At 70.0% G+C, this 25,757-nt stretch carries 22 protein-coding genes; 11 read left to right on the top strand and 11 right to left on the bottom strand.

Annotation, left to right across the window (positions count from 1 at the left end):
• Window positions 1-11: 11 nt before the first annotated feature.
• A complete protein-coding gene (locus ACTWQA_RS25690) occupies window positions 12-413 on the top strand; it encodes a RidA family protein (protein ID WP_443161643.1) in 402 nt (133 codons plus the stop codon).
• A gap of 56 nt (window positions 414-469) precedes the next feature.
• On the opposite strand, the gene ACTWQA_RS25685 is transcribed toward ACTWQA_RS25690, so the two are convergent.
• The 3 genes from ACTWQA_RS25685 to ACTWQA_RS25675 form a co-directional block, all read right to left on the bottom strand.
• Window positions 470-1,573, bottom strand: coding sequence for a serine hydrolase domain-containing protein (locus ACTWQA_RS25685; RefSeq protein WP_443161642.1), 1,104 nt, complete (start codon window positions 1,571-1,573; stop codon window positions 470-472).
• Window positions 1,574-1,687: 114 nt separating this feature from the next.
• The gene (locus tag ACTWQA_RS25680; RefSeq protein ID WP_443161641.1) at window positions 1,688-3,181 is read right to left on the bottom strand and encodes an FAD-dependent monooxygenase; all 1,494 of its coding nucleotides are present in this window, start codon (window positions 3,179-3,181) and stop codon (window positions 1,688-1,690) included.
• Window positions 3,182-3,197: 16 nt separating this feature from the next.
• A complete protein-coding gene (locus tag ACTWQA_RS25675; RefSeq protein ID WP_443161640.1) occupies window positions 3,198-3,662 on the bottom strand; it encodes an SAM-dependent methyltransferase in 465 nt (154 codons plus the stop codon).
• A 98-nt stretch (window positions 3,663-3,760) separates the two neighbouring features.
• On the opposite strand from ACTWQA_RS25675, the gene ACTWQA_RS25670 reads away from it, so the two are divergent.
• The 5 genes from ACTWQA_RS25670 (at window position 3,761) to ACTWQA_RS25650 (ending at window position 12,060) form a co-directional block, all read left to right on the top strand.
• A complete protein-coding gene (locus ACTWQA_RS25670; RefSeq protein WP_443161639.1) occupies window positions 3,761-6,505 on the top strand; it encodes a helix-turn-helix transcriptional regulator in 2,745 nt (914 codons plus the stop codon).
• A gap of 111 nt (window positions 6,506-6,616) precedes the next feature.
• Window positions 6,617-7,456, top strand: a complete 840-nt coding sequence (locus ACTWQA_RS25665; protein ID WP_443161638.1) for an NmrA family NAD(P)-binding protein — start codon at window positions 6,617-6,619, stop codon at window positions 7,454-7,456.
• A gap of 33 nt (window positions 7,457-7,489) precedes the next feature.
• Window positions 7,490-8,290, top strand: coding sequence for an aminotransferase class IV family protein (locus ACTWQA_RS25660; protein ID WP_443161637.1), 801 nt, complete (start codon window positions 7,490-7,492; stop codon window positions 8,288-8,290).
• A 168-nt stretch (window positions 8,291-8,458) separates the two neighbouring features.
• Entirely contained in the window at window positions 8,459-10,237 is a 1,779-nt protein-coding gene (locus tag ACTWQA_RS25655; protein WP_443161636.1) for an ABC transporter ATP-binding protein, read from the top strand.
• A complete protein-coding gene (locus ACTWQA_RS25650) occupies window positions 10,237-12,060 on the top strand; it encodes an ABC transporter ATP-binding protein (protein ID WP_443161635.1) in 1,824 nt (607 codons plus the stop codon). The genes ACTWQA_RS25655 and ACTWQA_RS25650 overlap by 1 nt, the downstream gene beginning before the upstream one ends.
• Window positions 12,061-12,099: 39 nt before the next feature.
• On the opposite strand, the gene ACTWQA_RS25645 is transcribed toward ACTWQA_RS25650, so the two are convergent.
• From ACTWQA_RS25645 to ACTWQA_RS25635, 3 genes are read right to left on the bottom strand one after another with little or no spacing between them, the layout of a single operon-like run.
• The gene (locus ACTWQA_RS25645) at window positions 12,100-12,654 is read right to left on the bottom strand and encodes a GNAT family N-acetyltransferase (RefSeq protein ID WP_443161634.1); all 555 of its coding nucleotides are present in this window, start codon (window positions 12,652-12,654) and stop codon (window positions 12,100-12,102) included.
• An 11-nt stretch (window positions 12,655-12,665) separates the two neighbouring features.
• A complete protein-coding gene (locus ACTWQA_RS25640; protein WP_443161633.1) occupies window positions 12,666-13,001 on the bottom strand; it encodes an ArsR/SmtB family transcription factor in 336 nt (111 codons plus the stop codon).
• A 44-nt stretch (window positions 13,002-13,045) separates the two neighbouring features.
• Window positions 13,046-15,958: a BTAD domain-containing putative transcriptional regulator gene (locus ACTWQA_RS25635; protein WP_443161632.1), complete on the bottom strand. Its 2,913-nt coding sequence runs from the start codon at window positions 15,956-15,958 to the stop codon at window positions 13,046-13,048.
• Between the two features lie 271 nt (window positions 15,959-16,229).
• On the opposite strand from ACTWQA_RS25635, the gene ACTWQA_RS25630 reads away from it, so the two are divergent.
• On the top strand, window positions 16,230-16,406 hold the full coding sequence (locus ACTWQA_RS25630) for a hypothetical protein (RefSeq protein WP_443161631.1): 177 nt from the start codon (window positions 16,230-16,232) through the stop codon (window positions 16,404-16,406).
• A gap of 79 nt (window positions 16,407-16,485) precedes the next feature.
• Window positions 16,486-16,881, top strand: a complete 396-nt coding sequence (locus ACTWQA_RS25625; RefSeq protein ID WP_443161630.1) for a YciI family protein — start codon at window positions 16,486-16,488, stop codon at window positions 16,879-16,881.
• A gap of 46 nt (window positions 16,882-16,927) precedes the next feature.
• Here ACTWQA_RS25625 and ACTWQA_RS25620 read toward each other — a convergent pair whose 3' ends face one another.
• A complete protein-coding gene (locus ACTWQA_RS25620; protein WP_443161629.1) occupies window positions 16,928-18,355 on the bottom strand; it encodes a glycoside hydrolase family 6 protein in 1,428 nt (475 codons plus the stop codon).
• A gap of 166 nt (window positions 18,356-18,521) precedes the next feature.
• On the opposite strand from ACTWQA_RS25620, the gene ACTWQA_RS25615 reads away from it, so the two are divergent.
• A complete protein-coding gene (locus tag ACTWQA_RS25615) occupies window positions 18,522-18,950 on the top strand; it encodes a DUF6082 family protein (RefSeq protein WP_443161628.1) in 429 nt (142 codons plus the stop codon).
• A gap of 183 nt (window positions 18,951-19,133) precedes the next feature.
• Here ACTWQA_RS25615 and ligA read toward each other — a convergent pair whose 3' ends face one another.
• The 3 genes from ligA to ACTWQA_RS25600 all read right to left on the bottom strand — a co-directional run bounded on the left by ligA (window position 19,134) and on the right by ACTWQA_RS25600 (window position 22,475).
• Window positions 19,134-21,197 (bottom strand): NAD-dependent DNA ligase LigA, encoded by a 2,064-nt coding sequence (gene ligA / locus ACTWQA_RS25610; protein ID WP_443161627.1) that lies wholly within the window; start codon window positions 21,195-21,197, stop codon window positions 19,134-19,136.
• Window positions 21,198-21,331: 134 nt separating this feature from the next.
• A complete protein-coding gene (locus ACTWQA_RS25605) occupies window positions 21,332-21,763 on the bottom strand; it encodes a hypothetical protein (protein ID WP_443161626.1) in 432 nt (143 codons plus the stop codon).
• Between the two features lie 28 nt (window positions 21,764-21,791).
• Window positions 21,792-22,475, bottom strand: coding sequence for a TetR/AcrR family transcriptional regulator (locus ACTWQA_RS25600; protein WP_443161625.1), 684 nt, complete (start codon window positions 22,473-22,475; stop codon window positions 21,792-21,794).
• A 90-nt stretch (window positions 22,476-22,565) separates the two neighbouring features.
• Between ACTWQA_RS25600 and ACTWQA_RS25595 the strand changes: the two genes are divergently transcribed.
• Window positions 22,566-22,979 (top strand): DUF4345 domain-containing protein, encoded by a 414-nt coding sequence (locus tag ACTWQA_RS25595; protein WP_327588076.1) that lies wholly within the window; start codon window positions 22,566-22,568, stop codon window positions 22,977-22,979.
• Window positions 22,980-23,199: 220 nt separating this feature from the next.
• Here ACTWQA_RS25595 and ACTWQA_RS25590 read toward each other — a convergent pair whose 3' ends face one another.
• The gene (locus ACTWQA_RS25590) at window positions 23,200-24,435 is read right to left on the bottom strand and encodes an epoxide hydrolase family protein (RefSeq protein WP_443161624.1); all 1,236 of its coding nucleotides are present in this window, start codon (window positions 24,433-24,435) and stop codon (window positions 23,200-23,202) included.
• Between the two features lie 436 nt (window positions 24,436-24,871).
• On the opposite strand from ACTWQA_RS25590, the gene ACTWQA_RS25585 reads away from it, so the two are divergent.
• The gene (locus ACTWQA_RS25585) at window positions 24,872-25,756 is read left to right on the top strand and encodes a DUF2268 domain-containing protein (RefSeq protein ID WP_443161623.1); all 885 of its coding nucleotides are present in this window, start codon (window positions 24,872-24,874) and stop codon (window positions 25,754-25,756) included.
• Window position 25,757 lies beyond the last annotated feature (1 nt).

The following is a 25,757-nucleotide window of genomic DNA, read 5'->3' as shown; positions in this document are numbered from 1 at the left end:
GTATGAGCTCCATGATCCGCAGCCCCGTGGAAACGGTCACTCACAGTCCGAAAGACGGTATCTACGCCGCCACCGATGACTACGTGCACGCGCTCGAGGTCCGTGGCGCCGGACGGTTGCTGTTCGTCGCTGGGACGATGGGCCTGGACCCCGAGGGGAATCCCGCGGCAACCCTTGATGAGCAGCTCGAACTCATCTGGGCGAACCTCCGTACGATTCTTGCCTCCGCGGGTATGACGGTCGACAACATTGTGAGGCTCACGAGTTACCTGCGAGATGCCGCCTACGCCGAGGCGAACGCGAAGGCTCGCGTAGCGGCCTTGGGAGGCAGGCCTGTCCCGACCACGGCGATCGTGGCCGAGACTCTCGTCAGCGACTGGATGGTCGAAATCGAAGTGATAGCCGCAGGCTAGAGATCCTCCTCCCCGGCGCCTGATGCCGATCTCACGCGTGCACGCCGGCGTCGCACTCAGCAGAATGCCGTCGTCGCTATCGCGACTATCTCGCTCGTGGTGACAGGCTTCCTGGACGGGTTCACGGACAACGTCATCCTCGTGCCGTCGTCGGAGGTGAAGGCGAACGTCAGGTAGCCGATCAGCTCGCCACTGTGCCCCCATGCCTTCGCGCCGCAGGGCAGCGGGTATTCCTGAAGGCCGAGCCCGTAGCCGAAGCCCGCATCGGTCGCCTGGACCGTGCGCATGGCGGCAAGCGAGGATCTGCTCAGGATTCGCCCGCCGGCCAGCGCGGCCAGGAAACGGTTGAGGTCGCGGCCGGTCGAGATCATCTCACCCGCCGCCCAGTCGAGCGAGGGGTTCATACGGGTGGCGTCCACCAGGTCGCCGTCGGGGAAGGCCTCGTAGCCGCGCGCGTGCGGGGTAGGAAGGCCGGGCTTGTCGCCGGGGATCATCGTCTGCGTCAGGCCGTACGGGCGCAGGATCCGGCGCTTGATCTCCTGTCCGTAGGGGCGCCCGGTCAGCTTTTCGACCAGAAGACCGGCGACGACGTAGTTGGTGTTGGAGTACGACCACGCGGCGCCGGGAGTGGTGGACTTGGCGGGGTCGGCGAACGCCACCTTGAGCAGGTCGTGGGGGTCGTAGTGGCGGAAGCGGGCCGTTCCCCGCCAGCGGTTGGTGGAGTATCCGGGCTCGTGCATGTAGTCGTACAGGCCACTGGTGTGGTTGAGGATCTGCCGCACGGAGATTTTCGCGCCCTGTGGAACGACGCCGGGGAGGTGACGCTCGATCGGGTCGGTGAGGGCGAGCCGCTTTTCGTCCACGAGCTGCAGCAGCACCGTGGCCACCAGCAGCTTGGTGACGCTGCCGATGCGGAAATGGCCGTTCGGCGAGGCGGGGGCGCCGGAGGCGAAGTCGCGGACGCCGGCGCTGTGCGCCCAGTCGCCGGCGACCCCGTCCACCCGAATGATGGCGGCTGTCGCCTTGTCCTCCTTGACCAGCTTGGCGATCAGGGCCTTGGCCGTCTCCTCCCGTTTGTCCGGGGTCGTCGCCGACGCGGGCGGAGGGGTATGGGCCAGCATCGCCGCGAGGAGACCGGCGATCAGGATTTTGCTTCTCATGCCGGGTAACGCTACGAATCCACGCCTGACCGGCCCATGAGGTACGCCGCCGATCTTGCTGGCGCTTTCCTGAGCAAGCGGGCTGTGGTCAACCACAGGGTCGGCAGGTCGCCGCTACCGCCGGCGGGATTCACGCAGGCTGGGGGGAGGGCCCGCCCAGGTGGTCAGTGCGGCTTGGAGCGCGGCCTCGGCGTTCGGCTTGTCTGTTGCCCAGCAGAAGTAGCCGTCGGGGCGGACGAGGGCTGTGGTACGGCGGTCGCCGGTCCAGTGGGCGCGTACGACCTGGTCGGGAACGGGCGCGTCCGCGTGCTGCCCGGCGGGAGTGATCAGCACGAACCTGCCGCCGCGCTGCAGCTCGTTCAGCCGTCCTTCCGCCAGCCGCAGGTCGGCGGCGCGTCGTCCGGTGAGCTTGTGCGCGCCGCGCGGGGCTTTGTAGCCGATGCCGATGCCGGAGATCATGGAGGCTGCTTTGTCGGCGAGCGGGCGGACGTTGCTGAGGATGGTTCCGGCGGTGGCGCGGAGCAGCCGGGCGGCATACCCGTGCAGCAGTGCTGCGCGTACCAGCATTCCGCTCATCCGTAGCACGATCTTGCCGACGGCGTGCCGTTCGGTTTGGTAGGTGTCCAGGAGGTGGTCGTCTGCTCCGTCGCGGAGCACGCCCACGAGTTTCCAGCTGAGGTTGGCGGCGTCTTGCAGACCGGTGTTCATACCCATGGCGCCTGCCGGGGAATGCACGTGCGCGGCGTCGCCGGCCAGGAAGACCCGGCCGACGCGGTAGGCGGGCGCCTGCCGTTCGTCGCTGTGGAAGCGAGACTTCCAGGGGACTTCGGTGATGCCGTAGTCGGTGCCGAAGTTGAGCCTCAGCAGTTCCTTGATCTCTTCGACGTCCAGTGGCGCGTCGTCGGGCAGCTGGTGGTGCCGGTTCCATCCGGTGAGCCGGTGGAAGCCGTCGCCCATTTCGGTGAGCAACGCGAACCCGTCGGGGACGGCGTTCACCGTGAACGGCCGATCCGGCGCCTGCGCGAGCTTGAGGTCGGCCAGGATCAGCGAGCTCAGAATGGACTTGCCGGGGAAGGGCAGGCCGATCGCCTGCCGGATGGAGCTGTGCACGCCGTCTGCCCCGACCAGGTAGGGGGCGTGGTAGGTGGTGGACGGGCCGTTCGGATCCGCGTCCTTGCCGGGGACCGCGCGGGCCGTGACCCCGTTCGGGTCCTGCTCCAAGCCGACGACCTTGGTGTCGTAGGCGAAGGTGACGCCGGCCGCGCGAGCTCGCCGTTCCAGCACGCGCTCGACCTCGTACTGCGGGATGAACAGGACGAAGGGGAAGCGGCTGGGGAGGCGGGAGGGGTCGAGCTGACCCCGCTCGAACAGCTGCAGCCGGTTGATGGGGTGCCCGAGCTTGACGACCTCGTCCGCGATCCCGCGGGCGTCGAACTGCTCCAGCACGCGGGCGTGGACGACCAAGGCCCGGGACAGGTTGCTGATCTTGTGGGGGCGGGCCTCCAGGAGGGTGACGGACAGGCCGGCCTCGGCGAGGTCGCCGGCGAGCAGCAGCCCGGTCGGGCCTGCGCCCACGACCAGCACATCGGTGGTGTGTTCGGCGATCATATGGGGCCCCTTTGTCTCAGTAGTAGTCGCGCATCAACTCGGTCGCCCAATCCGGCTGCACGACCTCGCCCTGCGGACCGAACTCGGCCATGTACGGCTTGAGGTCGAGGACCGGGCTGCCGTCGATGGCGTCCAGGCCGCGTACGCGCACGTCGAGGCCGTCGACGGCGAGCAACTGGCAGCGGGAGACGCCCAGCCTGTTCGGGCGGTTCTTGGCTCGCTGCGCGAAAATGCCCACCCGCGGCCACTCCGGATTGCCCCTGGGGCGCCGGGCCGAGGTGTGCACCGAAGCCGGCTCCACGAGGTGAAAGAGGAACACCACCTCCAGGTGCGAGAACGCGTCCAGCCCGGCGAGGGCGTCAGGCTTGAAGCGGGTCTCGTCGAGCCGGATCAACGCCTCGACGGTATTCCAGTCGTCGTCGAACGCCTCACTCCGCCCGCCGACGACGGTTCCCACCACCTGTGTCTCCACGATCTCCATACGACCGACCGTACGAGAGGGCAGCCGCTGCCGAATAGGTCACGATGACTGAAGTCGCACGCAGACCTGGGGAGCCGGTTAGGTAAGGTCGGGGCATCATGATCGGCCGGAATGCGGAGATCGCCTTTCTGCAGAGGATGATCGCTGAGGCCGGCAGCGGCCGGGGCGGCGCCGTTGTCGTGCGGGGAGAGGCGGGCATCGGCAAATCGGCCCTGCTGGAGGAGGCCGCGCGGACGGCCGGAGATGATCTGCTGGTGCTGCGGATCACCGGCGTCGAGTCCGAGGCGGAGCTGCCCTTCGCAGCCCTGCATCTGCTCCTGAGACCGGTGCGGCACCTCGTCCCGGCACTTCCCGCGGCGCAAAGGGAAGCGCTGCGCGGTGCGTTCGGCGAAGGTGAGGGTGAAGGCGAGGGCGGGGGTGGCGGGCCGGATCGTTTCCTGGTCGGTCTCGCCGTCCTGACCCTGCTCGCCGACCTCGCCGCCGACCGTCCGCTGCTGTGTCTCGTCGACGACGCGCAGTGGGTGGACCGTGCGTCGGTGGACGCGCTGGCGTTCGCGGCGCGCAGGCTGGGGGCCGAGCGGATTGCCATGATCTTGGCCGCTCGGGAGTCCTCCGTTCCCGGCATCCCCGAGCTGGAGCTCACCGGGCTGGATCGGGAGGACTGCGAGACGCTGCTCGCCGACGCGGCGGCCGATCTGGTGCCGGAGGTCCGGGACCGCCTGATCGAGGAGGCCGAGGGGAATCCCCTGGCACTCCTGGAGTTCGCCGGGTCGCTCACACCTGCGCAGCGCGCGGGGCAGCTCAGCCCGCTGCCTCTGGAACCGCCGCGGCTTCCCCTGGCTGGGCGGCTCGAGCAGTCCTTTCGCGCCGCGATCCGCCGGTTGCCCGAGCCCGCCCAGCTCCTGCTCCTGATCGCCGCAGCCGAGGACTCCGGCAGCCTGGAGCTCGTCTTGAAGGCGGCGGAGGGCTTCGGCGTCGGGCTGCCTGACCTGGAGCCGGGCGAACGCGCTCAGCTGGTGCAGGTCTCCGAGGGCCGGCTGCGGTTCCGCCACCCCCTGGTCAAGGCGGCCGCGTACCACGAGGCGCCCGTCGCTCGGCGGGTGGCCACGCATCGTGCGCTGGCCGGCGCGCTCGACGGTGACGAGCACGCCGACCGCCGGGCCTGGCATCTGTCCGCGGCCGCGGCCGGACCCGATGAGGAGATCTCAGCCGTGCTGGCGGCCGCCGGGGAGCGCGCCAGGCGGCGCGGCAGCCATGCCTCGGCCGCCACCGCGTACGAGCGCGCGGCGCAGCTCACCGTCGATCCGCGGCAACGGGCTCGCCGGCTGATGGCGGCCGCCGAGGCGGCCCTCGGGGTCGGCCAGCTCGCCCGGGCGGGCGCCGCGGCCGATCGCGGGCGGCGGCTGACCGGCGATCCCGCGGTGCTGGCGCGGCTGGCCGCCGTACGGGCCGCGGTCGACGCCGAACATGGCGCTCCGGCCGCGTCCACGCTGATCGAGGCCGCCTCCGGCATCGCCCGTACTGCGCCGGACGAGGCGGCGTCCCTGCTCGCGACCGCCGCGGGCGACGCCTGGTTCGCCGGCGACCACGACGCCCTCCGGCAGACCGCAGAGCTGCTGGAATCCCTCCGGCCGGGCATCGACCCCCGCCTCGCGCCCGTGGCCGCGGCAGTGCGTGGCATAGAACGGGTGGCCGCCGGAGATCCGGCCGCGGGACTACCGCTCCTGCGCGCCGCCATTCCACCGGGCCGCGTCACCGACCAGGTCGTCGGTACGTACGCGGTGTTCAGCGCGCTGATGACCGGCGACGACGACGCGGCCTGTGAGCTGGCCGCCGCGCGCGTCGGCACCTGCCGGGAACAGGGCCTGATCGGTGCACTGCCGCACGCTCTGCAGCTCCTCACGCAGGCGCGGATCCTACGCGGACGGCATGCCGAGGCGGCCGAATCAGGCGCCGAGGCGTGGCAGATCGCGCACGACACCGGGCAGGCGGGACGGCTACGGCACCTGCATGGCATCCTCGCGCGGCTCGCCGCTATCCAAGGCGAGGACGACCGGTGCCTGCGGCTCGCCCAGCAGGCCGAAGGCGCCGCCCAGGAACGCTACGGATCGGGCTGGGGTGGCTGCGCGCTGACCCTGCTCGACCTCGTACGAGCCCGATACGAGGCGGTGGCCGAGCGGATGGCGCGGGTGCTGGCAGGCCCGCTGGGCCACACCGTGATCGTCACCTTCGCCCTACCGGACCATGTCGAGGCCTGCGCCCGCCTGGGCGTCGCGGAGCGGGCGGCCCAGGCGTTCAACCGGTTCGACGCCTGGGCGGCGGCCAGCGGCCGGCCGTGGGCGACCGCGGTCGCGTACCGGTGCCGCGCGCTGCTCGCCCCTCGCGAGGAGGCCGAGGCGCAGTACATGGCGGCGCTCGATTGGCACGCCCGCGGTGGGCGGGTGTTCGAGCAGGCCAGGACGGAGTTGTTGTACGGCGAATGGCTGCGCCGGGCGCGGCGGCGCTCCGACGCCGGGGTGCAGTTGCGTTCCGCGATGAGCCGGTTCGCGGCGATGAGCGCCGTGCCCTGGGCCGAGCGGGCCCGTGCGGAGCTGGCCGCGGCAGGAGCCCGCGCCGGCCTGCCGGAGCTCGGCGTCGCGCCGAACCCGCTCGACGCACTCACTCCTCAGGAACTGCAGGTCGTACGGCTTGCCGCGACCGGCGCCACGAACCGGCAGATCGGCGCCCAACTGTTCCTGAGTCCGCGGACGGTCGGATTCCACCTCTACAAGGCGTTCCCGAAGCTGGGCGTCTCCTCGCGCGCCGACCTGTCGGGCATCGATTTCGGCAGTGCCCAACCTTAGGAGCGCTGTGGGCCGTGCGCCATGCGCCATGCGCCGTGGACCGGGGCATCGCGCATCGCGGCCGCGCTGATCTACCCTTGCGGTCGGGTTCGTTGCGGCACGGAGGTACATATGATCTTGGTGGCAGGTGCGACAGGGAACGTGGGTTCCGAGCTGGTCGGCGTGCTGACCGCGGCCGGCCGGCAGGTCCGGGCGCTCGTCCGCAACCCGCACGGCCACGCGCTGCCACCCGGCGCCGAGCCCGTGACCGGCGACTTGAACCAGCCCGAAAGCCTGGTCGAAGCGCTCGACGGCGTCGACGGGCTGTTCCTCCTGTCGGGCTACGCGGACATGCCTGGCCTGCTCGCCCGAGCACGCGAGGCCGGGGTGCGCCACGTCGTCCTCCTGAGCGGCGGCTCGGCCGCGCTGGAGGACCTCGGCAACGCCGTCTCCCGTTACATGACGCTCTCGGAGCGGGCCGTGCGGGAGTCGGGTCTGTCCTGGAGCATCTTGCGGCCCAGGTCGTTCATGTCGAACGCGCTGCGCTGGCTGCCGCAGCTCGCGGCCGGCGACGTGGTGCGGGTGCCGTTCGCCGAGGTGCCGGTCGCGGCCGTCGACCCGTACGACATCGCGGCCGTCGCGGCCCATGCGCTGATGAGTGACGGCGAGGAGGACCGGATCTACGAGCTGACCGGCCCGCGCGCGTTGCTGCCCGCCGACCAGGTCGCGGTCCTCGGCCGGGTGCTCGGCCGGGACCTGCGGTGCGAAGGGCTGACGAACAGCGAGGCGCGGGCGGAGATGGAGGCGGGCATGCCGGTCGAGTACGTCGACGCGTTCTTCGAGTTCTTCGTGGACGGCACGCTCGACGAGTCCGAGGTACACCCGACGGTGCAGGACGTGCTCGGACGGCCGCCGCGGACGTTCGAGGAATGGGCGCACGCACACGCCGACGCCTTCCGCACGGCAGGTTGACCTTCACATCGTGTGAAGCTTTAGCGTCGTCCCATGACATATGTGGTGCACCGCAACGGCCGCGCGGCGACGGCCGAGGAGTTGGGGCCGCTCGCCTTCGCGGGCTACGCGCATTTCACCGCCATGCAGGTGCGTGGAGGCCAGGTGCGGGGCCTGGACCTCCACCTGGAACGGTTGCGGTCCGCTTCCGTCGAGTTGTTCGGCCGGGCGTTGCCCGATGAGCGGGTGCGGGCCTGTCTCCGGGCGGCACTGCAGGCCGGACCGGCCGACGTGTCGCTGACGGCCACCGCGTACTCCCCGGCCGGCGAGTTCACCTCGGCAGGGGCTGAGGTGGAGCCCGAGCTGCTGATTCGTACGGGGCCGGCCGCGTCAGGCCCGCGAGGGCCGCTCGCGCTGGCGGCGGTCGAGCACGAACGGTTCCTCCCGGCGGTGAAGCAGGTCGGCGAGGGCGCCAAGACGTACTTTCTCCGGCAGGCCGTCCGCCAGGGGTTCGACGACGCCGCCTTCGTCGACCGCCGGGGCCGGCTCAGCGAGGGCTCGATTTGGAACCTGGCCTTCTGGGACGGCGCCGCGGTCGTCTGGCCGGAGGCCGAGATGCTGGGCGGCACCACGATGGCCATCGTGCGCCGGCAGCTCGATCGCCTCGGTGTTCCCCAGCGCGCCCAGCAGGTCACGGTGGCCGACCTGCCGGCGCTGGCCGGGGCTGTGGTCATGAACTCATGGACACCGGGAGTGGCGGTCCATCGGATCGACTCCGTGTCCTTGCCTGAAGCGCCGGCGTTCGTGCAGCTGCTGCACCGGGCCTATCAGGCCGAACCGCTCACCGCGCCGTAACGGCGCTGGTCACCCTGCGGCCCGGGGGAAAACCGTTGGGAAACTGTCGGTGGGCGGTGATAGAAATCGGGGTCGAAGTTTCGCCTAACCGCATCGGGGGCGGTGTCCGTGACTACCAGCACGTCAGAGTTCTCCGTTTCCGGGCCACGATATAGCCGGCGTGGTCCGGTGCGCTGGCTCTGGTCCCATCTGCGGCGTCATCCGCTCTACCTCGTCGGGTTCCTCGGCGGGTCGGTGGTCATGACGGTGCTCAACGCCATGGTGCCGCAGCTCACCGGCGACGCCTTCGACGCCGTGCTGGGGGAGCGGGGCCGGCCGATGGACGCGCTCGGGCTCATCGCGCTGGCGTTGCTGGCGATCGTGATCGCCCGAGGGGTGTTCGACCTCGTCGCGCGGATGTCCAGCGAGGTCCTGGCCAAGCGGCTGGAGCGGGACGCGCGCGACGAGCTCTACGTGAGCCTGCTGGGCAAGAGCCAGACCTTCCACAACCGGCAGCGGGTCGGGGACCTGATGGCCCGGGCCGCCAACGACATCCGGCAACTGTCTATCATGATCACGCCGGGCGTCGATCTGATCGTGGACTCGGGTCTCACCGGGATCGTGCCGCTGTTCTTCATCGCCGCCATCGACCCGCGGCTGCTGCTGGCGCCGGGCGTCTTCGCGGTCGTCTTCGTGGCCGCGCTCTGGCACTACATGAGGCAGCTCAACCCCGTGGCGACCCGGATGCGGGAGGAGTTCGGGGATCTCAACGCCGGGCTCAACCAGGCGGTGCGGGGCATCGAGGTGATCAAGGTGACCGCGCAGGAAGGGCAGGAGCGGCGGCGCTTCCGTGCCAACGCGCGGCGCTATCGGGACTCGTTCGTACGAAACGGGCTCGTGCAGGCCCGCTACCTGCCCACCTTGCTGTTCTCCTTCGCGATGGCCGGGGCGTTGTGGCACGGGCTCTACCTCCAGGGCATCGGGGCGATCACCCTCGGGGAGCTCGTCGCGTTCATGGGGCTCATGGGGATGCTCGGGTTCCCCACGCAGATGTCGCTCTTCACGTTCTCGTTGATCCAGATCGGGATCGTGTCCTCGCGCAGGATCCTCAGCATCGTCACCGGGGAGAGCGAGATCGAGCAGCGGGTGGACGGGCATGCCGCGCCGATCACCGGGGAGATCGTCTTCGAGGACGTCACCTTCGGCTACCAGGAGGATGGCGAGCCCGTGCTGCGTGGGCTCACCTTCACCGTGCGGCCGGGGGAGACGGTGGCGATCGTCGGGGAGACCGGGTCGGGGAAGAGCACGCTGACGAAGCTGGTTCCGCGGATCTACGACGTCACGGGCGGCCGGATTCTGGTCGACGGTGTCGACGTGCGGGACTGGGATCTGGATTCGCTGCGGTCGCAGATCTCCACGATCGAGCAGGACATCGTGCTGTTCTCGCGGTCCGTGTCCGAGAACATCGCCTTCAGCCTGGGACAGCGAGCCGATCATGACGCGGTGGTCAGGGCGGCGGAGGACGCCCAGGCGGCCGAGTTCATCGGCGAGCTCGACGAGGGATACGACACCGTGATCGGGGAGCGGGGGGTCACCCTGTCCGGTGGGCAGCGGCAGCGGCTGGCCATCGCGCGGGCCCTGCTGACCGATCCGGCGATTCTGGTGCTGGACGACTCCACCAGCGCCATCGACTCGGCGACGGAAGACAAGATTCAGCAGGCCATCGGCCGCATCCTCGAAGGCCGGACGACGCTGCTGATCACTCATCGGCTCTCGCAGATTCGGTGGGCGGACAAGGTGTTGTTGCTCAGGCGGGGCCAGGTCGTCGACTTCGGCACGCATGACGAGCTGATCGCGCGAAGCCGCCTCTACCGGCGGGTCTTCGCCCATTACGACGAGGTCGAGATGGGTGATGAGGTTGCGGAGGCCGAGCCGTCCATGGCCGGCGAGCAGGGAGGGGTGCGCTGATGGGCTTCCTCATGGACGGCCTGGACGCCGAGGACTACGACCGGACATACAACGACCGTGATCTGCTGCGGCGCATCTTGTCCTACTTCCGGCCGAAGCTGGGGGCGATGGTCCTCGTCGCCACGATGATCGTGCTGATGTCGGCCAGTCAGGCGGCCATACCGGCGTTGGGCAGCCTGGCAGTCGACGCGATCGCGAATGGCACGATCGGCCAGGTGGGATGGATGCTCACGGCGGGGATCCTCGCCACCGGCGCGCTCTCCTGGGTGGTCAACTTCGTGCGGCAGAAATACAGCGCGCAGGTCACCGGGGATGTCGTGCTGCGCCTGCGGGAGGACGCGTTCGACGCGGTGCTGGAGCGGGACCTGTCGTTCTACGACGAGACACCGTCCGGGAAGATCGTCAGCCGGGTGACGTCCGACACCGACGACTTCGCCGCCGTGTCCACGCTGACGATGGACCTGATCAGCCAGGTGCTGATGGTGGGGTTCGTCACGGTGCTGCTGTTCGTGCGGAGCGTGGAGCTGGCTCTGCTGACGTTGCTGGTGGTGCCGATCGTGGTGGCACTGGCGCTGGTGTTCCGGCGGATGGCCAGGGCCAGCACCCGCAGGGCGCAGCGGTCCCTGAGCCGGGTCAATGCGAACCTCCAGGAGACCATGGGCGGGATCGCGGTGGCCAAGAACTTCCGGCAGGAGCGGCAGGTCTACGAGGAGTTCCGGCCCATCAACCGGCAGAGCTATCAGGTGACGCTCCGGCAGGGGTTCGTCTTCTCCACCATCTTCCCCGTGCTGTTCACAGTGGCTGGGCTCGCGACGGTCGTCCTCGTTCAGGTGGGCGGGGAAAGGGCGCTGGCGGGTGGGTTGTCCGCCGGTGATTGGTACCTGTTCCTGCAGGGGGTCGCGCTCTTCTGGTTCCCGTTGACGTCCATTGCCGCGTTCTGGTCGCAGTTCCAGCAGGGGTTGTCGGCGTCCGAGCGGGTCTTCGCGCTGATCGACGCGCCGCCCCGGGTGGTGCAGAACGATCCGCGGCCGGCCGAGAAGCTGGCGGGGCGCATCGAGTTCAAGGGCGTCACGTTCGGCTACGATCCCGGCAATCCCGTGCTGCGTGACTTCGACCTGGTCATCGAGGCCGGGGAGACGGTGGCGCTCGTGGGGCACACCGGAGCGGGCAAGTCGACGCTCAGCAAGCTGATCACCCGCTTCTACGAGTTCCAGGAAGGGCGGCTGCTGCTCGACGAGCAGGACATCCGCGGCCTGGAGCTGGGGAGCTATCGCCGGCAGATCGGCGCGGTGCCGCAGGCTCCGTTCCTGTTCAGCGGCACCGTGGCCGACAACATCCGCTATCCGCGGCCGGAGGCCTCCGATGAGGAGGTGCGTGTGGCGGCGGCCGCCGTGGGCGGTGGCGACTGGATCGACGCCCTGCCCCATGGGCTCGAGACCGATGTGGGGGAGCACGGACGGGCTCTGTCCATGGGGCAGCGGCAGCTCGTCGCGCTGGCACGGCTGCTCATCCAGGACCCGGCGATCGTGGTGCTGGACGAGGCCACCGCCAGCGTGGACCCGCTGACCGAGGCGCAGATCCAGGAAGGGCTGGATCTGGTGCTGGCCGGGCGCACCTCGATCGTCATCGCGCATCGGCTGTCCACGATCGAGCACGTCGACCGGATCATCGTGCTCGATCACGGGCGGATCGTGGAGGAAGGCGATCACGGGACGTTGCTGGCGCGTGGAGGGCGCTACTGCGAGGTCTACAACACCTACTTCCGGCATCAGTCGCCGAACTACCGGGCCGGGACGGGGTTCGTGTCGGTCGGCGGCGACTGAGACGGCGCTGGCCCTGCCGCTCGCCCGCGGGGCTGCGCCTCAGCAGGCGGGGCTGCGCCGTTCCACGAGGACGACGTCGCGCCAGCGGCCGTGGTGGCGGCCGATGCGCTCGCGGGTGCCCACGACGCGGAAGCCGAGCGCCCGGTGCAGCGCGAGGCTGGCCGCGTTCTCCGGGAAGATGCCCGACTGGACGGTCCACACGCCGGCGTCCTCGCAGGCCGCGATGAACGTCGTCAGCAACGCTGTGCCGATGCCGTGCGCCTGGCAGCCGGGATGCACGTAGACGCTGTGCTCGACCACGCCCGCGTACACCGGCCGCGCCGACACCGCCGAGCCGGCCACCCACCCCACGACCTGGCCGGTTCCGGTGTCGGCCGCCACATACCGCAGGTGCGGCAGCCGCGCCGCGGTGAACCCTTCCCAGCTCGGCGCCGTCGTCTCGAAACTGGCCTGCCCCGTGTCCAGCCCGGCCTGATAGATGGCCAGCACCTGGGCGGCGTCCGCATCGCGCATGGGCCGGATCTCCAGCCCGGGACCGGCGACGACCCGTCCGGCCAGGCTCGCGTAGCGATCGGTGATTTCGTCGTGCGCCATCACGGTCCCCTTCACTCGCAGGTGGGCGCGACCGGCACCGGGTGGCCCATGACCACGTCGGCGGCGGTCGGGAAGCAGCTCACGCAGGCCTCGTTGATCCGGTACAGGCTGGAGGTGCCCTGTCGTTCGACCAGCACGAATCGCACCTCGGCCAGGATCTTCAGGTGATGCGACACCGTGGACTGCCCCACCCCGGAGGCGGCCACGATCTCACCCACGCTCATCGGCGTCCGCCGCCGCGCCAGCAGCGACACGATCTGGATCCGCGTCGCATCCGCCAGCGCTTTGAACCAGCCGGCGTACTCCTCGGCCGCGGCCCGCGCCAAGGGCCCCTCTTCGATATCCATCGATAATCGACGATAGACGATTAAGTTTCGATCCGGAAGGCCAGTCAGAAAATCCGCAAGGACGGGACTCCCGCGTCGACGTCGGCGTCGACGGCGCCGATGGAGGCGAGGAGCTCGCCCAGCCGGGCACGCGCCGCGGCGGCCGCCGTCTCGCAGCCGCGTTCGCTGTGCGCCACGGCCGCCTGGCGTAGGGCGCGGGCCTGCCACAGGGGCGAGTCGATGGACTGCGCCAGCCGCTCGGCCCGCTCGAACCCGTGCAGCGCCGCCTCGTAGTCGCCGCGCGACCTGCTGGCCGCGCCGAGCGCCAGCCACGCCTTGGCCTCGATCAGCGGCGCGTCCACCGCACTCGCCAGCTCGATGGCCTGATGGAGGTACTCCTCGCCCGCGGCGAACCGGCGCCGTTCGAGATGCACATAGCCGAGGCCGTAGCGGGCGAAAGCCTCGCACCGCAGATCCTCGAGCTCGGTGACGGTGGACAGCAGGTCGGTGAACGCCTGCTCCGCCTCGTGCAGCCGCCCCGAGGTGAGGAGCAGCTCGCCGATCCGGTAGCCGACCTCCGGATGGGCGAGCTGGTCGGCGGCGACGGTCTCGTCCTGGAACGGCCGGGCGTGGCCGACGTCCAGCAGGAGCTGGCCGAGCAGGCGCAGCACGAGGACCTCCGCGCCCGTGTCACCGGCCTGGCGGACCGCGTCGAGCGCCTGACCGCACCGTTCGACCGCCTCGGCGTACCGGCCGCGCATGCCTGCCATGAACCCGGCCACCGTGCTCGCCAACCCCCAGCCGTGCCGGTCGCCGGAGCGTTCGAAGAGCTCCAGGGCCTCCTCGATGGCCGTGGCGGCCGGCCGGTAGCGATGCCGGTACGCCTCCCGCAGGGCGGTCCCGGTGAGCAGGGCCGCTGAGCCGCGGGTGTTGTCCGCCGCGCGGGTGGCGCTGAGCGCGACCTGGTGCGTCTCCTGCCAGTCGTCGTAGTGCCCTCGGGTCTGGAACAACGACACCGCGCTCACGGCCAGGTCCCAGCACAGCTCGTCGAGGCCGAGCGCGGCGGCCTGGCGGACGGCGGCGACGATGTTCGGGCGCTCGGTGTCGTACCAGGTCAGGGGATCGCTTTCGACGATGTCCACGCCCGGGGGCTGCCAGCGGGCGGCCGTGCCGTGCAGGGCCGCGTGGTCGCCGTACGCCGCCCCGTGCGCCCGCTCGACCAACGCCAGCCAGCCGCCGAGCACGCGGGGGACGGACTCGGCCCCGCCGAGCTCGCGGGCGTGAGCCCGGACCAGGTCGTGCAAGCGGTAACGCTGGGGCCCGGCCACGTGCAGGAGCTGTGCGTCGACCAGGCTGTCCACCAGGTCCGGTGTACCGTCCGCGGCCAGGGCGGTCCAGGCGGGGATCTCCGGGGTGTCGGTGTGGGCCAGCGCGGACAGCAGCCGGAGCGCGGCCGGGTCGAGCCCATCGGCGGCCAGCGCGATGACGCCGCGCACCGCCAGGTCGCCGAGTTCCTCGAGCCGCTGCCGTTCGTCCCTGAGCCGCTTCACCAGGTGGGCGACCTGCCAGTGGGGGTGGCCGGCCAGCATGGCGCCGGTGATCCTGAGCGCCAGCGGGAGGTTCCCGCACAGCCCGACGAGCTCGTGCGCGGCCTGCGGCTCGGCCGACAGCCGCTGCGCGCCGGCGAGCTTGGCGAGGAAGCGCATGGCCTGGATCGGCTCCAGCTCCTCCAGTTCCAGGCGGCCGGTGCTGGGCAGGATGGCCAGCTTGGATCTGCTGGTGACCAGTACGGCGCACTCCGCGCCGCCCGGGAGAAGGGGACGCACCTGCGCCTCGTTGACCGCGTCGTCCAGCACGATGAGGACCCGCCGGCTCGCCAGGCACTCCCTGAATCTGGCCGCGCGTTCGTTCACGCCGTCGGGGAGGTCGTGGGACGGCTCGCCGAGCGCCCGCAGGAAATGAGCGAGCACCTCGCTGGCCGGCACGGGGCGATCGTGAATGGTACGCAGCCGGGCGAACAGCCGACCGTCGGGGAAACGTTCTCGCAGGCGGTGGGCGACGTGGACGGCAAGGGTGGTCTTGCCCACCCCGGCCCTGCCCGCCACGACGATGACGGGCGCCGCGTGCCCGGGGTCGGGCCGCAGGACCGCTTCCAGCGCGGACCGGGCCTCTTCGCGCCCGGCGAAGTCGGGCACGTCCGCGGGCAGCTGGTCCGGGCGCATGTCGAGGTCGAGTGTCGGGTCGTCGGCGAGTATGGCCTGCTCCAGCCGCTGCAGCCGGCGCCCTGGCTCGAGGCCGAGGTCTTCCATGAAGATCGCCCTGGCGTTCTGGTAGAGCTCCAGCGCCTCCGACTTGGCGCCGCACCGATAGAGGGCGAGCATCCGTAGCTCCCAGAACCGCTCGAGCAGCGGATGCTCCTCGGTCAGCTCGGCCAGCTCGGGAAGCAGCTCACGGTGCCGGCCGAGCCGCAACTCCAGCTCCAGGCATTCCTCGTGGACGGCCGTCCGAGCCTCGCGCATGCGGGCCTTCTCCGGTGCCAGCCCCACGGCGTTGACGTCGGCCAGGAAGGGGCCCCGCCACAGCTCCAGCCCGCGGCGCAGCGACATGACGGCCCGCCGATCCATGCCGTAGGCGGCCGCGTGGCGGCCATCCTTGACGTGCTCGACATACTCCAGCAGGTCGAGCGTGTCCGGTCCGGCTTCGAGGAGATAGCCGCCCGGCCTGGTCCTGATCACGTCGGGGCAGCCGGCCGCGGTCAGCGTTCGGCGCAGCCGCCCCACGGTGTTCTGGACCAGCCGACGTGCCGACTCGGGCGCCGGATCCGGGAAGACGGCCTCGACCAGTTGCCCCACGGTGACCGTGTCGTTGGCGCGGAGCAGCATGAGCGCGAGCACCTCCCGCTGCCGGCTCCCCAGGCCGACCACGTGCCCGTCCGCGGTGATCTCCACGACGCCGAGCACCCGGAACTGTGCGGCCATCTGGTCGCCCCTCACGCCTTCTCAACACTTTGCTGATAATCGTGTCGAGTCCGTGACGGCGCGTCTACTCTCTGAGACCACAACTTAAAAGCCCAGCATGAGGCGACAGAGATGTTGCGGATTCACTTCACGAGCGATGATCTCGTTCGGACTCGAATCGTCCCGGCGGCCGACCCGCTGGGGGAGGTCGCGTTGAGCATACGCCGGTTGGCGGGGCGTAAGGGCCCGACTTCCTCACCCCGCTGACGCCGCGCTCGGACTGGACGCCGGAGTGGACGCCGGAGTGGACGCCGGAGTGGACGCCGTGCTGAGCACGCCGCGGCCGTTCCTCCGGCAGGAACTCGACAAGCTGGCGGGCCTGGCGAGGACGAGGACGCCGTCATGGGCCTGGGGGCTGGGCGGCTCCCAGGTTCACCAGCGTTTCGGAGGGCGGCGCCCGCGTTCGTGATTTCCGGCGGGACGATGTCGACTCCCGGCCCCGGGCTCCGACCACTGGTCAAAGGCACTACGAACGTGAAGGAACCCACGTGCGTTACCTGCTGATGATCTACACCGCCGCCCAGACCTGGGGCCGCCCCGCCTTCCTGCGTACCCCTGAGGCGCTCGCCCTGCGGGAGGAAGGGCGAGCCGAACTGGCCGCGCAGGTCGAGGCCCTGATCCAGGAGATCGTCGAGTCCGGCGAGCTGATCGGCGGCGAAGCCCTGGCCGACCCAGTGACCAGCAAGACCATCCGGGTACGCGGCGGCGCGCCCGTGACCACGGACGGCCCGTTCGTCGCGGCCGGAGAGCACCTGGCCGGCTACGCCGTCGTCGACTGCGAGAGCACCGAACGGGCGATGGAGATCGCGGCGCGCTTCCCCGACGCCCGTTTCGCGGCCGTGGAAGTCCGGCCCGTCATGAGCTCCTCCGGGGAGGAAATGTGACACGTTCCGCCGGGGACGGTACGGCGGAACGTGCAGTCGGGTGTCCTCAGGTGCCGTCGATCAGGCGGATGGCGATGGCCGGGCTGAACTGGCCGGCGGGCGTGTTCGGGGCGATGCCGCAGTTGCCGTCGGAGTCCCCGGGCACCTTCACCCACAACAGCATCTCAGTGCCGCCGCCGCCACCCTGCTGCGTGGGGACGCCGAGCTTGCGTCCGGCCGGGTTGCACCACTCGCCGTTGGAGCCGTTGCCGTTGCGGCTCGTGTCGATCACCCACTTCGCGCCGCCACCGAGCGAGGAATTGACCGAGGAGGCGTAGGTGGCCGACTGGGCGGTCGGATAGTAGTTGGAGACGTTCACCGCGAAGCCGCGGATGTTGCCGACGCCGGCGTTCTTCAGCCTCGCGGCCATCGTCCCGGCCGCGACCCAGCCGGCGTTGCCGGCGTCGAGGTAGGCCCAGGTGTTGGGAGCTTTGTCGCGGAACTGCTGGGTGGCGTACGTCAGCATGCGGTTGCGCTCTTGGATGGCGGTGTCGTTCATGCACCCGAAGTCGCCGAGCGAGTCGGGCTCGATGATGACGACCGCCGGACGGTTGCCGATGCCGGCCGCGAACGCGGAGATCCACGTCTTGTACGCAGATTCGCTGCCCGCCCCGCCGCCGGAGTGCCCGCCGCAGGCGTCGCGGCCCGGGATGTTGTACGCCACCAGGACCGGGAGCTTGTCGGCGGAGTTCGCCGCGGCTACGTACGTGGACACAGCGGCGCGCACGTCCCCGCTCCAGCCGCCGAACCAGCGGGCCATCGGCTTGGCCGAGATGGACGACTTGATGCGTGCCGCCCTTGCGTCACCGCTGTTGTTCCGTACCCAGATCGCCGGGTTGGAGTCGGGGTCGACGTAGAAGCCGCTGGTCATGGCGAGGGGCCCGGATCCCGGCTTCGGGGAGGTGGTGACTGTCGGCGTGGGCGACGGCGTGGTCTCGGTCAAGGAGACGTTGTCCACGTGGAAGGTGAAGCCGGCGTTCTTGCCGAGCTGGAACGACACCTGCCCGGCGGACGTGCCCAGGCCGGCGGTGAAAGGAAAGCTGAAGCGCTTACTCGTCGTGCCGAGCGAGATCGTCTTGGTGAGGGTCCGGGTGTACGGGGAGTCCGCGAGCTGCACGGTGGTGACCGCACTGACCTGGGCGGAGGCCGAGGCGTCGAACGACAGCGTGTACGCCGTGCCCTTGGCCAGGGCGATGCCGTTCTGGCCGATCACGGCGTCCCACGGGTTGGCGGTGCCGCCCGTCACGTTGACGCGCAGCCGCCCGGCGTCCACGGCCATCGACGTGTTCGCCGACTTCCACCAGGGTGCGGTGCCGCCCGTGAACGTGCCGTTGACCACCAGCTGGGGAGCCGCGTGGGCAGGCGCCACACCGACCGCCGACAACGTCGTCACCGCACAGGCCGTGACCGCCAGCACACGGTTTAACGATCGCACGTAAATGCGTCCCTTCTGGGCTTCCGAAACCATGCGGGTGATCCAATATCACAGACATTCACAGCTTTCGTGACCGTTTACGGAAACCGGGTCGCTGCCATGCGATCATGAATGCGGCAGACCCAAGGGCGTGTTCGGCGTCTCTTCGCTTCTGTGAGGTCCCGGCATGAACAAGTGGCAGAAGGTCCCTATCGGGTTGGCCGCCACCGCAGTTCTGTGTGTGGGCGTGGGCCTGCTCCTCCTGACCCCGGGGCTTCTCGGCCGTTTCGCGAAGGCGGTTCCAGGGTGGGACTGGGCGTTCCTGAGCGACGTCGGCGAGGCGTTCGCCCCCGTGGGTTCTCTGCTCACGGCCCTATCGTTGTTCGGCGTCGCCTTCTCGCTGTTCATGCAGGGCCGGGCGGTACGGATCGCGAACGAGCAGGTCGCGAAGGCGTTGCACTACGAGATCATGCGGAAGACCATGGACGAGCCGCGGCTCATACGGGCCGTGGGAGATGATTGGCGTGGCCCGCGTGACGATCTGTACATCCGGCAGGCCATTTGGTCAACATGCACTTCGCGAACTGGCGTTCGATGTTCGAGTTGGGTCAGCTGAGAGAGGCGGAACTGTCTGTCCAGCGGGTGCTGTCGGTGTCGGCGTTGGTATCCTCCTGGGCCGCTGGACAAACGGCCGGCCGCGCGCCGCGCAATGGAGGTCCGCTGTCAGCTCGCGGACGCCTGGATCATGTGGCGGCCCACGTGGCGGAAGAACTCGCTGACCCCCTTCAGCCCGGCGCGATCAGAGGAACGCGCTGACCTCGGCGGCGAACTCGTCCGGGCTCACGATCCGCACCCCCAGCGTCTCCGCCTTGGCTCGCTTCGAGCCGGCCTTTTCCCCGGCCACCAGCATTGACGTCTTGGCCGACACGCTGGAGGACGCCTTGCCACCCGCTCGTTCGATCAGCTCGTTGACCTCGTTGCGGGACAGCGACGCCAGCGGTCCGGTCATCGCGCCGGTGACCACCACCGACATCGAGGCCAGCGGCAGCCCGCTCGGCGCCGGGTCGCCTTCGGCGGGCGGCGTGGCGCCTGGTTCGGTCATGTTGACCCTTGCCTTGGCGAGCTTGTCGATGAGGGGGACGAGCTCGATCAGCTCGGCCACCACCACCGGCGCCTTCTCCGGGCCGATGCCTTCCACCTGCTGGATCGCCTCCGCGTCGGCCGCGCGGATGGCGTCCATGGTGGCGAAGTGGCGGGCGATGCGCCGGCTCATGGACCTGCCGGTGCCGCGCACGCCCAGTGCCGCGAACACCCTGCTGAGCGGCCGGGTCTTGGCCTGCTCGATGGCCGCCAGCAGGTTGTCCGTGCTGGTCTCGCCCATGCGCTCCAGATCGAGCAGTTGCTCGCGGGTCAGGAAGAACAAGTCTGCGAAGTCGGCGATCAGCCCAGCGTCGAGGAACTGCTGGATGCGGTTGTCCGCCAGCCCTTCGATGTCGAGCTGGTCGCGGCCGACCGCGTAGATGATGGACGCGATCGCGCGGCAGGCGCGGCCGCGCACGCACCGCCAGCGCTCCTGGGAGCTGTCGATCGCGTCCCCGCAGGACGGGCAGGCCTGAGGGATCGGGATCGGCTGCTCGTCACCGGTGCGCAGGTGCACGACCGGCGCCTCGACGCGGGGGATCACGTCGCCCGCCTTGTAGACGGTCACGCTGTCGCCGAGCATCAGACCGCGGCGGGTGATGTCGGCGACGTTGTGCAAGGTGGCGTAGGTGACGATGCTGCCGTCCAGCTCGACCGGCTTCAGCACGGCGCGCGGGGCGATGACGCCGGTGCGGCCGGTGTTCCACTCCACGCCGAGCAGCTTGGTGATCTTTTCGGTGGCGGGCAGCTTGTAGGCGATCGCCCAGCGCGGCGCCCGCGAGCTGAACCCGGCCTCCGCCTGGTCGCCCGCCAGATCGCACTTGATCACGATGCCGTCGATGCCGAACGGCAGCTCGGGGCGGGCGGCGGCGATCTCCCCGATGCGCTCCTGCACCCGCTCCAGCGTCTCGGCCACGATCCCCGCCACGGGCGTGGCGGCCGTGGTCTGCACCCCCTGACCGGCGACCCAGTCCATGATCTGGCTGTGCGGCCACTCGCGCAGGCCCACGGCCAGGTCGGAGTGGTCGTCCGGCGGCGGCACGACGCCGTAGCCGAAGAACGTCAGCTCGCACACGTAGGGCCGCTCCCGCGTGCGCAGCGTGCCCGCGGCCGCGCTGCGCGGGTTGGCGAACGTGGTGCCGTCGTGCGCCTGCCGCTTGGCGCAGGCGTCCTCGAACTGCGAGGCGGTCATCATGACCTCGCCGCGCAGCTCCACCGTGACCGCGTCGGCCAGCCGGTCCGGCAGGCCGACGATGGTGCCGATGGCGTGCGAGACGTCCTCGCCCGCGCTGCCGTCGCCACGCGTGACCAGCTGGGCCAGCCGGCCGTTGCGGTAGCGGGCCGAGATCGCCAGCCCGTCCAGCTTGGGCTCCACACTCCACACCGTGACCGCCCGGCCGAGCCTGCGCTCGAGCGCGGCCGCCCAGTCCGCCAGCTTCTCGGCGCTGAACACGTTGTCCAGGCTGAGCATCGGCACCGTGTGCGGCACGTCGCCCACGACGGCTCCGCCGGCCACCTTGCCCGTGGGCGAGGACGGCAGCACCGACTCGGGGTGCTCCTCCTCGTAGGCCTGGATGCCGCGGACCAGCCGGTCGTAGGCGTCGTCGTCGAGCGTGGAGGTGCCATCGCCGTAGTAGGCCGCGGCCGAGTCCACGGCCAGCTGCACGGCCTCGGCGTAGGCCGTGTCGTCGGCCAGGACGGTGATGGGGGGCGTCTCGGTCATGACCCCATCATGCCGGGAGCCACCGACATTTCCAGGTCCGGCAAACCGTCCCCTGAACTGCGGCTGGCACCGATTTTTCCGCCCCGCAATCCGTCCCTGAACTGCGGCCGGCACCGACATTTCCGCCCCGCATGTCAGCGTGCGGAGTCCTCTGCGCGGGTATTCGAAGTCGTCTGCACGGGGGTGGCAGTCACCAGCAGCGCTGCGAGCACAATGGGAGCTGCTGTCTGGTATCCGATCCACACCTCACCCCCGGCGCTGCTGCCCCGCCATGCCGTCAGCAGGCCGGCAAGCGCCGCCAACACCCATCCACCGTCGTAGGCAACCATGAGCCGCGTGTAGGTGGGCAGCGGGCGGCTGCGCACATATCTGATCTCGATCCCACCACCGATCAGCAGGGCCACGCCTGAGATGACCATCAGCCAGGCGGACACGCCGAGCAGATGACCGAGCCGGGCAGCGCCGATGATGAAGGCGGCAGCAAGCAACATCTTGACGACGCCGTCGGCGATGATCCCCGCCACTCGGACTGTCTCTGTCGATGTCACGGCCTGGGTCAGCGTCACTAGGGCACCATCTTTCTCGCAGGCACCATTACGGTGCTTGGTGAAGGGACTCGGCGGGGGCCGGGTGACGGTCTGTGTGGGTCGCCGCAACTGCGCCGCACTCTTGTGGCGGCCAGTCGGGGGCGGGGTCCTCGGCGAGCAGCGGCCGGAGGGCGCCGAGAACCGCACCGATGCAGACGTCGCGCAGCTGGGTGCGGGTACAGGTCTCGTGGGTGAGCCAGTCGACGCAGAGGACCTGGACGAAGACCAGCCAGCTCTTCAGGACGCCAGACACGGCCTCGCGGGCGCTCTCGTCCGCGAGTGGGAGGATGGCCAGCAGTCGCGCACGGAGCGCGTCCAGCTCGTTCGTCATGATCGTCTGGATCACCGGGTCGCCCGCGAGGTCCCGGTTCGCGGCGAGGACGGCGTTGCGGTTCGCCACGAAGTAGTCGAGATGGACGTCCATGCCCTGGATGAGCTGCTTCACCAGGGTGTCGGCGGGGTCGAGCCGCGTCTCGGTGAGCAGTTGGTCCGCCGCCTGCTGGTAGACGGCTGCGAAGAGGGCGTGCTTGCTGGGGAAGTGACGGTAGAGCAGGGCCCGGGAGACACCGGCCTGTTCGGCGACCTCCTCCATCAATACATCGGCGTAGGGGTGTGCGGCGAAGAGCCGTGCGCCGACGGCGAGGAGTTGGGCGCGGCGGTCGGCGGGGGTGAGTCGCCGGCGGGGAGGCATAAATGAAGTTTAGTTGACATGCGTCTACTAGTGCGTCCAATGTAGTAGACGCATGTTAACTAAGCTCCGTCAAGACGGCTTGGAGGGACTATGGCCAGGGTTCTGCGCATCCTCACACAACTGATGGGCTGGGCCTGCGTGACGATCGGCCTGTTCCACGTGGCACTCGGCAACGATGCGATCCCCGGCGCCGGTTCCGCCGGCGCGACGGTCGACAGCTGGGGCCGGTTCATGGGGGCCAGCTTCGTCGGCTACGGGCTGGCCTGGCTCTGGGCCGCGCGGCAGCGTCCGATCCCGGCTCGGGCGGTGCGGTGGCTGGCTGGTGTTTTCCTGCTGGGCGGCGTGGGGCGGCTGCTCTCGCTCGCCGTGCACGGCTGGCCGCAGTGGTTCCAGATCGCACTGGCGGTGATCGAGCTCAGTCTGCCGCCGGTCTTGTTCTGGCTGGCCGACGCAGAGGAGCGGGCCCTGCGCAGCGATGTGGGGGCCGTGCCCGCCGGGCGATGAAATCGCCAGAGCTCACGGCGCTGATGGTGAGGCCCACTGACGGAACGGGCGTGACGGTGGGTATGACAGGGCTTCCGGGAGAGGTGGCGGCGAGCGGGATCCCGCAGGGAGGCCGACTCAGGCAGACGGCGTGGCGGGCGGTGCGGGCCAGTCGGCCGACGCGCACACCCCTGCCAGGCAATGTTCGCCTGGCCCGTCACCAGACAGCCCGCAGGGTCGTTCAGGGCCTGCGGCCGTGAAAGGTGCGACGCAGGTCGCTCACCCAGGCGTCGGGGTTCTCCCAGGGGATGAAGTGGCCGCCATGGTCGTGGGCGTTGACGTTGACGTGGTTGAACCAATCGGCTTGCGAGCCGGTCTTGAATGCCCGGACGCGCTCGTTGGCGGTGTGGATGCCGGGCGGGTTCTCGTACGTGACTAAGGTGAGGCCGACCGGGGCCTGCACGACCGGGGTGCGGTCGTGGGCGGGGGTCCAGGGGTAGCGGTTGGCATTAGCGTAGTAACGCATCGACGTGGCGATGGAGTTGTTCACCCAGTAGATCGTGGCGTGGGTGAGCAAGTCGTCCTTGGTGAAGACGGATTCGACATCGCCGCCGTTGTCGCTCCAGGCGTTCCAGCGCTCCAGCAGCCAGGCGAGCAGTCCAGCGGGTGAGTCGCTCAGCCCGTGGGCCAGGGTGGCGCCGTCGAGCATGTGCACGGCGAGGTGGCACGCCCAGCGGTGGTCCAGCTCGATGATCCGGGCGCGGATATCGGCGGGCTGGTCGTCGGTGAGGGGCCGATTCCGGGCGAAGTCCCAAGCCCGGGGGCCGGTGAAGAAGTCGAGCGGCAGCCCGGAGCCGATGTGGATGCCGTACAGCTCGTCGGCGTACTTGTGGCCGAGTTGGCTGGAGACGATCCCGCCGATGTCGCAACCCCCGGCGGCGTACTTCTCGTATCCCAGGGTCTCGGTCATCAGGGTGTGCCAGAGGTCGGAGACCTTCCAGAAGTTGACGTCCGGAAAGCCGGTGAGCGGGCCGGGGAAACCGAAGCCGGGCAGAGACGGCACGATGACGTCGAAGGCGTCGGCGGGGTCACCGCCGAACGCGGCCGGGTCGGCGAGCGGGTCGATCACCTTCGACCAGTGCCAGAACGTCCACGGCCAGCCATGGGTGAGGATCAACGGGATCGGGCGAGGGCCACGGCCGGGCTTGCGCATGAAGTGCACTGGGACACCGGTGACGCTCACCTGGTAGTGCTCGTAGGCGTTGATGGCGGCCTCGGCCTTGCGCCAGTCGTAGGCGTCCCGCCAGTAGGCGACCAGCTCACGGAGATAGCTGTCCGGGATGCCATAGGACCAGTCCCCGTTCCCCTCGTCAAGCGGCGGACGGGTCAGTGTGAGACGGGCGCGCAGGTCATCGAGGACCTTGTCGGGCACATGGATCGGGGTGGGCTCCAGGGGGAAGGCGTGCGGGGTGGTCATGGCGTGGTTCCTTACTGGGTCGGGGAAGCGGTGTCGTCGGCCTGTTGGGTGGTTGGCGCCGACACCGCGCCATTTCAAGACGTGCGGGCGGCGACGCGGCGAGTGCCTGCCGGCGGTGCGGGTCGAGCTGGCCGACCAGGCGGCCGGGCGACCGATGCGCTCCTTTCGCCGCGACTCGACCACCTTGGCACCGGCGCGGACACTCAACGGCTCTAACGATAGGACGTTTCCACATCCGCCCCGGGGCGGCGTTGCATAGGTGATCATTATCTTGAGCCGTTGATCTTTGCGGGGCCTCTGACCTGGACGGCCTCCGGCTCGCGCAGCGGCGAACCACCGGTCGTGACGGGACCGGGTGACGGCATGCCGGCCGTATCCCGGTGAAGAGCGCCACTGGTTTGACCTTGACGCTGCGTCAACTTCTAGCATCGGGGCCATGTCGATCACTGTTCTTGACACCTACTCCGCCATGAGGCGGATACTGCTGGCCCCGGTCGCGGACCGCGTTGACCTGCTGCGTTCGATGCTGGAGCCCACCAGGGGCATGTACCGCTACTACCCCGGCGAGGTCGACCTGGTGGCCATACACCTCCAAACGTCCGGGTTTCCCCTCGACCGCGACGAGGAGCGCTGCCTCGACGCGCTCGAAACCCTGGCGGCGGCCGGAGCCTGGGAGCGGATGCAACGCGCCCTCGACAACGCTCTCACCGTACTGCTGGAGGCGACGCCGGGGCTGGAGGTCCCGGACATCACCGTGCTGTTCGTCCTCGGCGATCCGGCTGACAAGCACTTCATGGGTCCCTGCCTAGGAGTGACCGGGTTCGGCGGCATCTCGGGCAACATCGCCATCACGTTCTGGCCCTTCCCCGAGAACGTGGAGCGGCTGGAGGCCACCGCCGTGCACGAACTGCACCACAACCTGCGGTGGGGCCCGGGCGGGATCGTGTGGGACCCGATGACCGTCACGGTCGGCGAGCACGTCGTCGGCGAGGGCCTGGCTGACGCCTTCGCCCGCCAGCTCTACGGTGACGAGCTCGGCCCCGCCCGCATCGGCGTGCCGCACCTGCACGACGACGAGGTCTTCAGCAAGGTGCTCACCGGGCTCGACCTGACAGGCATGCAGAACTTCACTGCCTGGGTGCACGGTGACCCCGGCGCCGAGCACCTCGGTATCACCCCGGTGGGGCTGCCGATGGGCGCCGGGTACGCCGTGGGCAACCGGCTGGTCGACGCCTACCTGGCGGCGACCGGGCAGGCGGCGGCGCAGGCCCTGCACGCCGACAGCTCGGAGATCATCGCGACCACGCTCCGCCGGGCGTAAC

It is taken from the genome of Nonomuraea sp. 10N515B, from assembly GCF_052245915.1.
GTDB lineage: Bacteria > Actinomycetota > Actinomycetes > Streptosporangiales > Streptosporangiaceae > Nonomuraea.
The sequence above is the reverse complement of the archived record's forward strand: the minus strand, read 5'-3'. Positions and strand labels throughout refer to the sequence as shown.

Excerpts from the sequence above, each read along its gene's own strand:
- ACTWQA_RS25690 (WP_443161643.1), top strand. The coding sequence starts at position 12 with ATGATCCGCAGCCCCGTGGAAACGGTCACTCACAGTCCGAAAGACGGT.
- ACTWQA_RS25685 (WP_443161642.1), bottom strand. The coding sequence starts at position 1,573 with ATGAGAAGCAAAATCCTGATCGCCGGTCTCCTCGCGGCGATGCTGGCC.
- ACTWQA_RS25680 (WP_443161641.1), bottom strand. The coding sequence starts at position 3,181 with ATGATCGCCGAACACACCACCGATGTGCTGGTCGTGGGCGCAGGCCCG.
- ACTWQA_RS25675 (WP_443161640.1), bottom strand. The coding sequence starts at position 3,662 with ATGGAGATCGTGGAGACACAGGTGGTGGGAACCGTCGTCGGCGGGCGG.
- ACTWQA_RS25670 (WP_443161639.1), top strand. The coding sequence starts at position 3,761 with ATGATCGGCCGGAATGCGGAGATCGCCTTTCTGCAGAGGATGATCGCT.
- ACTWQA_RS25665 (WP_443161638.1), top strand. The coding sequence starts at position 6,617 with ATGATCTTGGTGGCAGGTGCGACAGGGAACGTGGGTTCCGAGCTGGTC.
- ACTWQA_RS25660 (WP_443161637.1), top strand. The coding sequence starts at position 7,490 with ATGACATATGTGGTGCACCGCAACGGCCGCGCGGCGACGGCCGAGGAG.
- ACTWQA_RS25650 (WP_443161635.1), top strand. The coding sequence starts at position 10,237 with ATGGGCTTCCTCATGGACGGCCTGGACGCCGAGGACTACGACCGGACA.
- ACTWQA_RS25645 (WP_443161634.1), bottom strand. The coding sequence starts at position 12,654 with ATGGCGCACGACGAAATCACCGATCGCTACGCGAGCCTGGCCGGACGG.
- ACTWQA_RS25640 (WP_443161633.1), bottom strand. The coding sequence starts at position 13,001 with ATGGATATCGAAGAGGGGCCCTTGGCGCGGGCCGCGGCCGAGGAGTAC.
- ACTWQA_RS25635 (WP_443161632.1), bottom strand. The coding sequence starts at position 15,958 with ATGGCCGCACAGTTCCGGGTGCTCGGCGTCGTGGAGATCACCGCGGAC.
- ACTWQA_RS25615 (WP_443161628.1), top strand. The coding sequence starts at position 18,522 with ATGAACAAGTGGCAGAAGGTCCCTATCGGGTTGGCCGCCACCGCAGTT.
- ligA (WP_443161627.1), bottom strand. The coding sequence starts at position 21,197 with ATGACCGAGACGCCCCCCATCACCGTCCTGGCCGACGACACGGCCTAC.
- ACTWQA_RS25600 (WP_443161625.1), bottom strand. The coding sequence starts at position 22,475 with ATGCCTCCCCGCCGGCGACTCACCCCCGCCGACCGCCGCGCCCAACTC.
- ACTWQA_RS25595 (WP_327588076.1), top strand. The coding sequence starts at position 22,566 with ATGGCCAGGGTTCTGCGCATCCTCACACAACTGATGGGCTGGGCCTGC.
- ACTWQA_RS25590 (WP_443161624.1), bottom strand. The coding sequence starts at position 24,435 with ATGACCACCCCGCACGCCTTCCCCCTGGAGCCCACCCCGATCCATGTG.
- ACTWQA_RS25585 (WP_443161623.1), top strand. The coding sequence starts at position 24,872 with ATGTCGATCACTGTTCTTGACACCTACTCCGCCATGAGGCGGATACTG.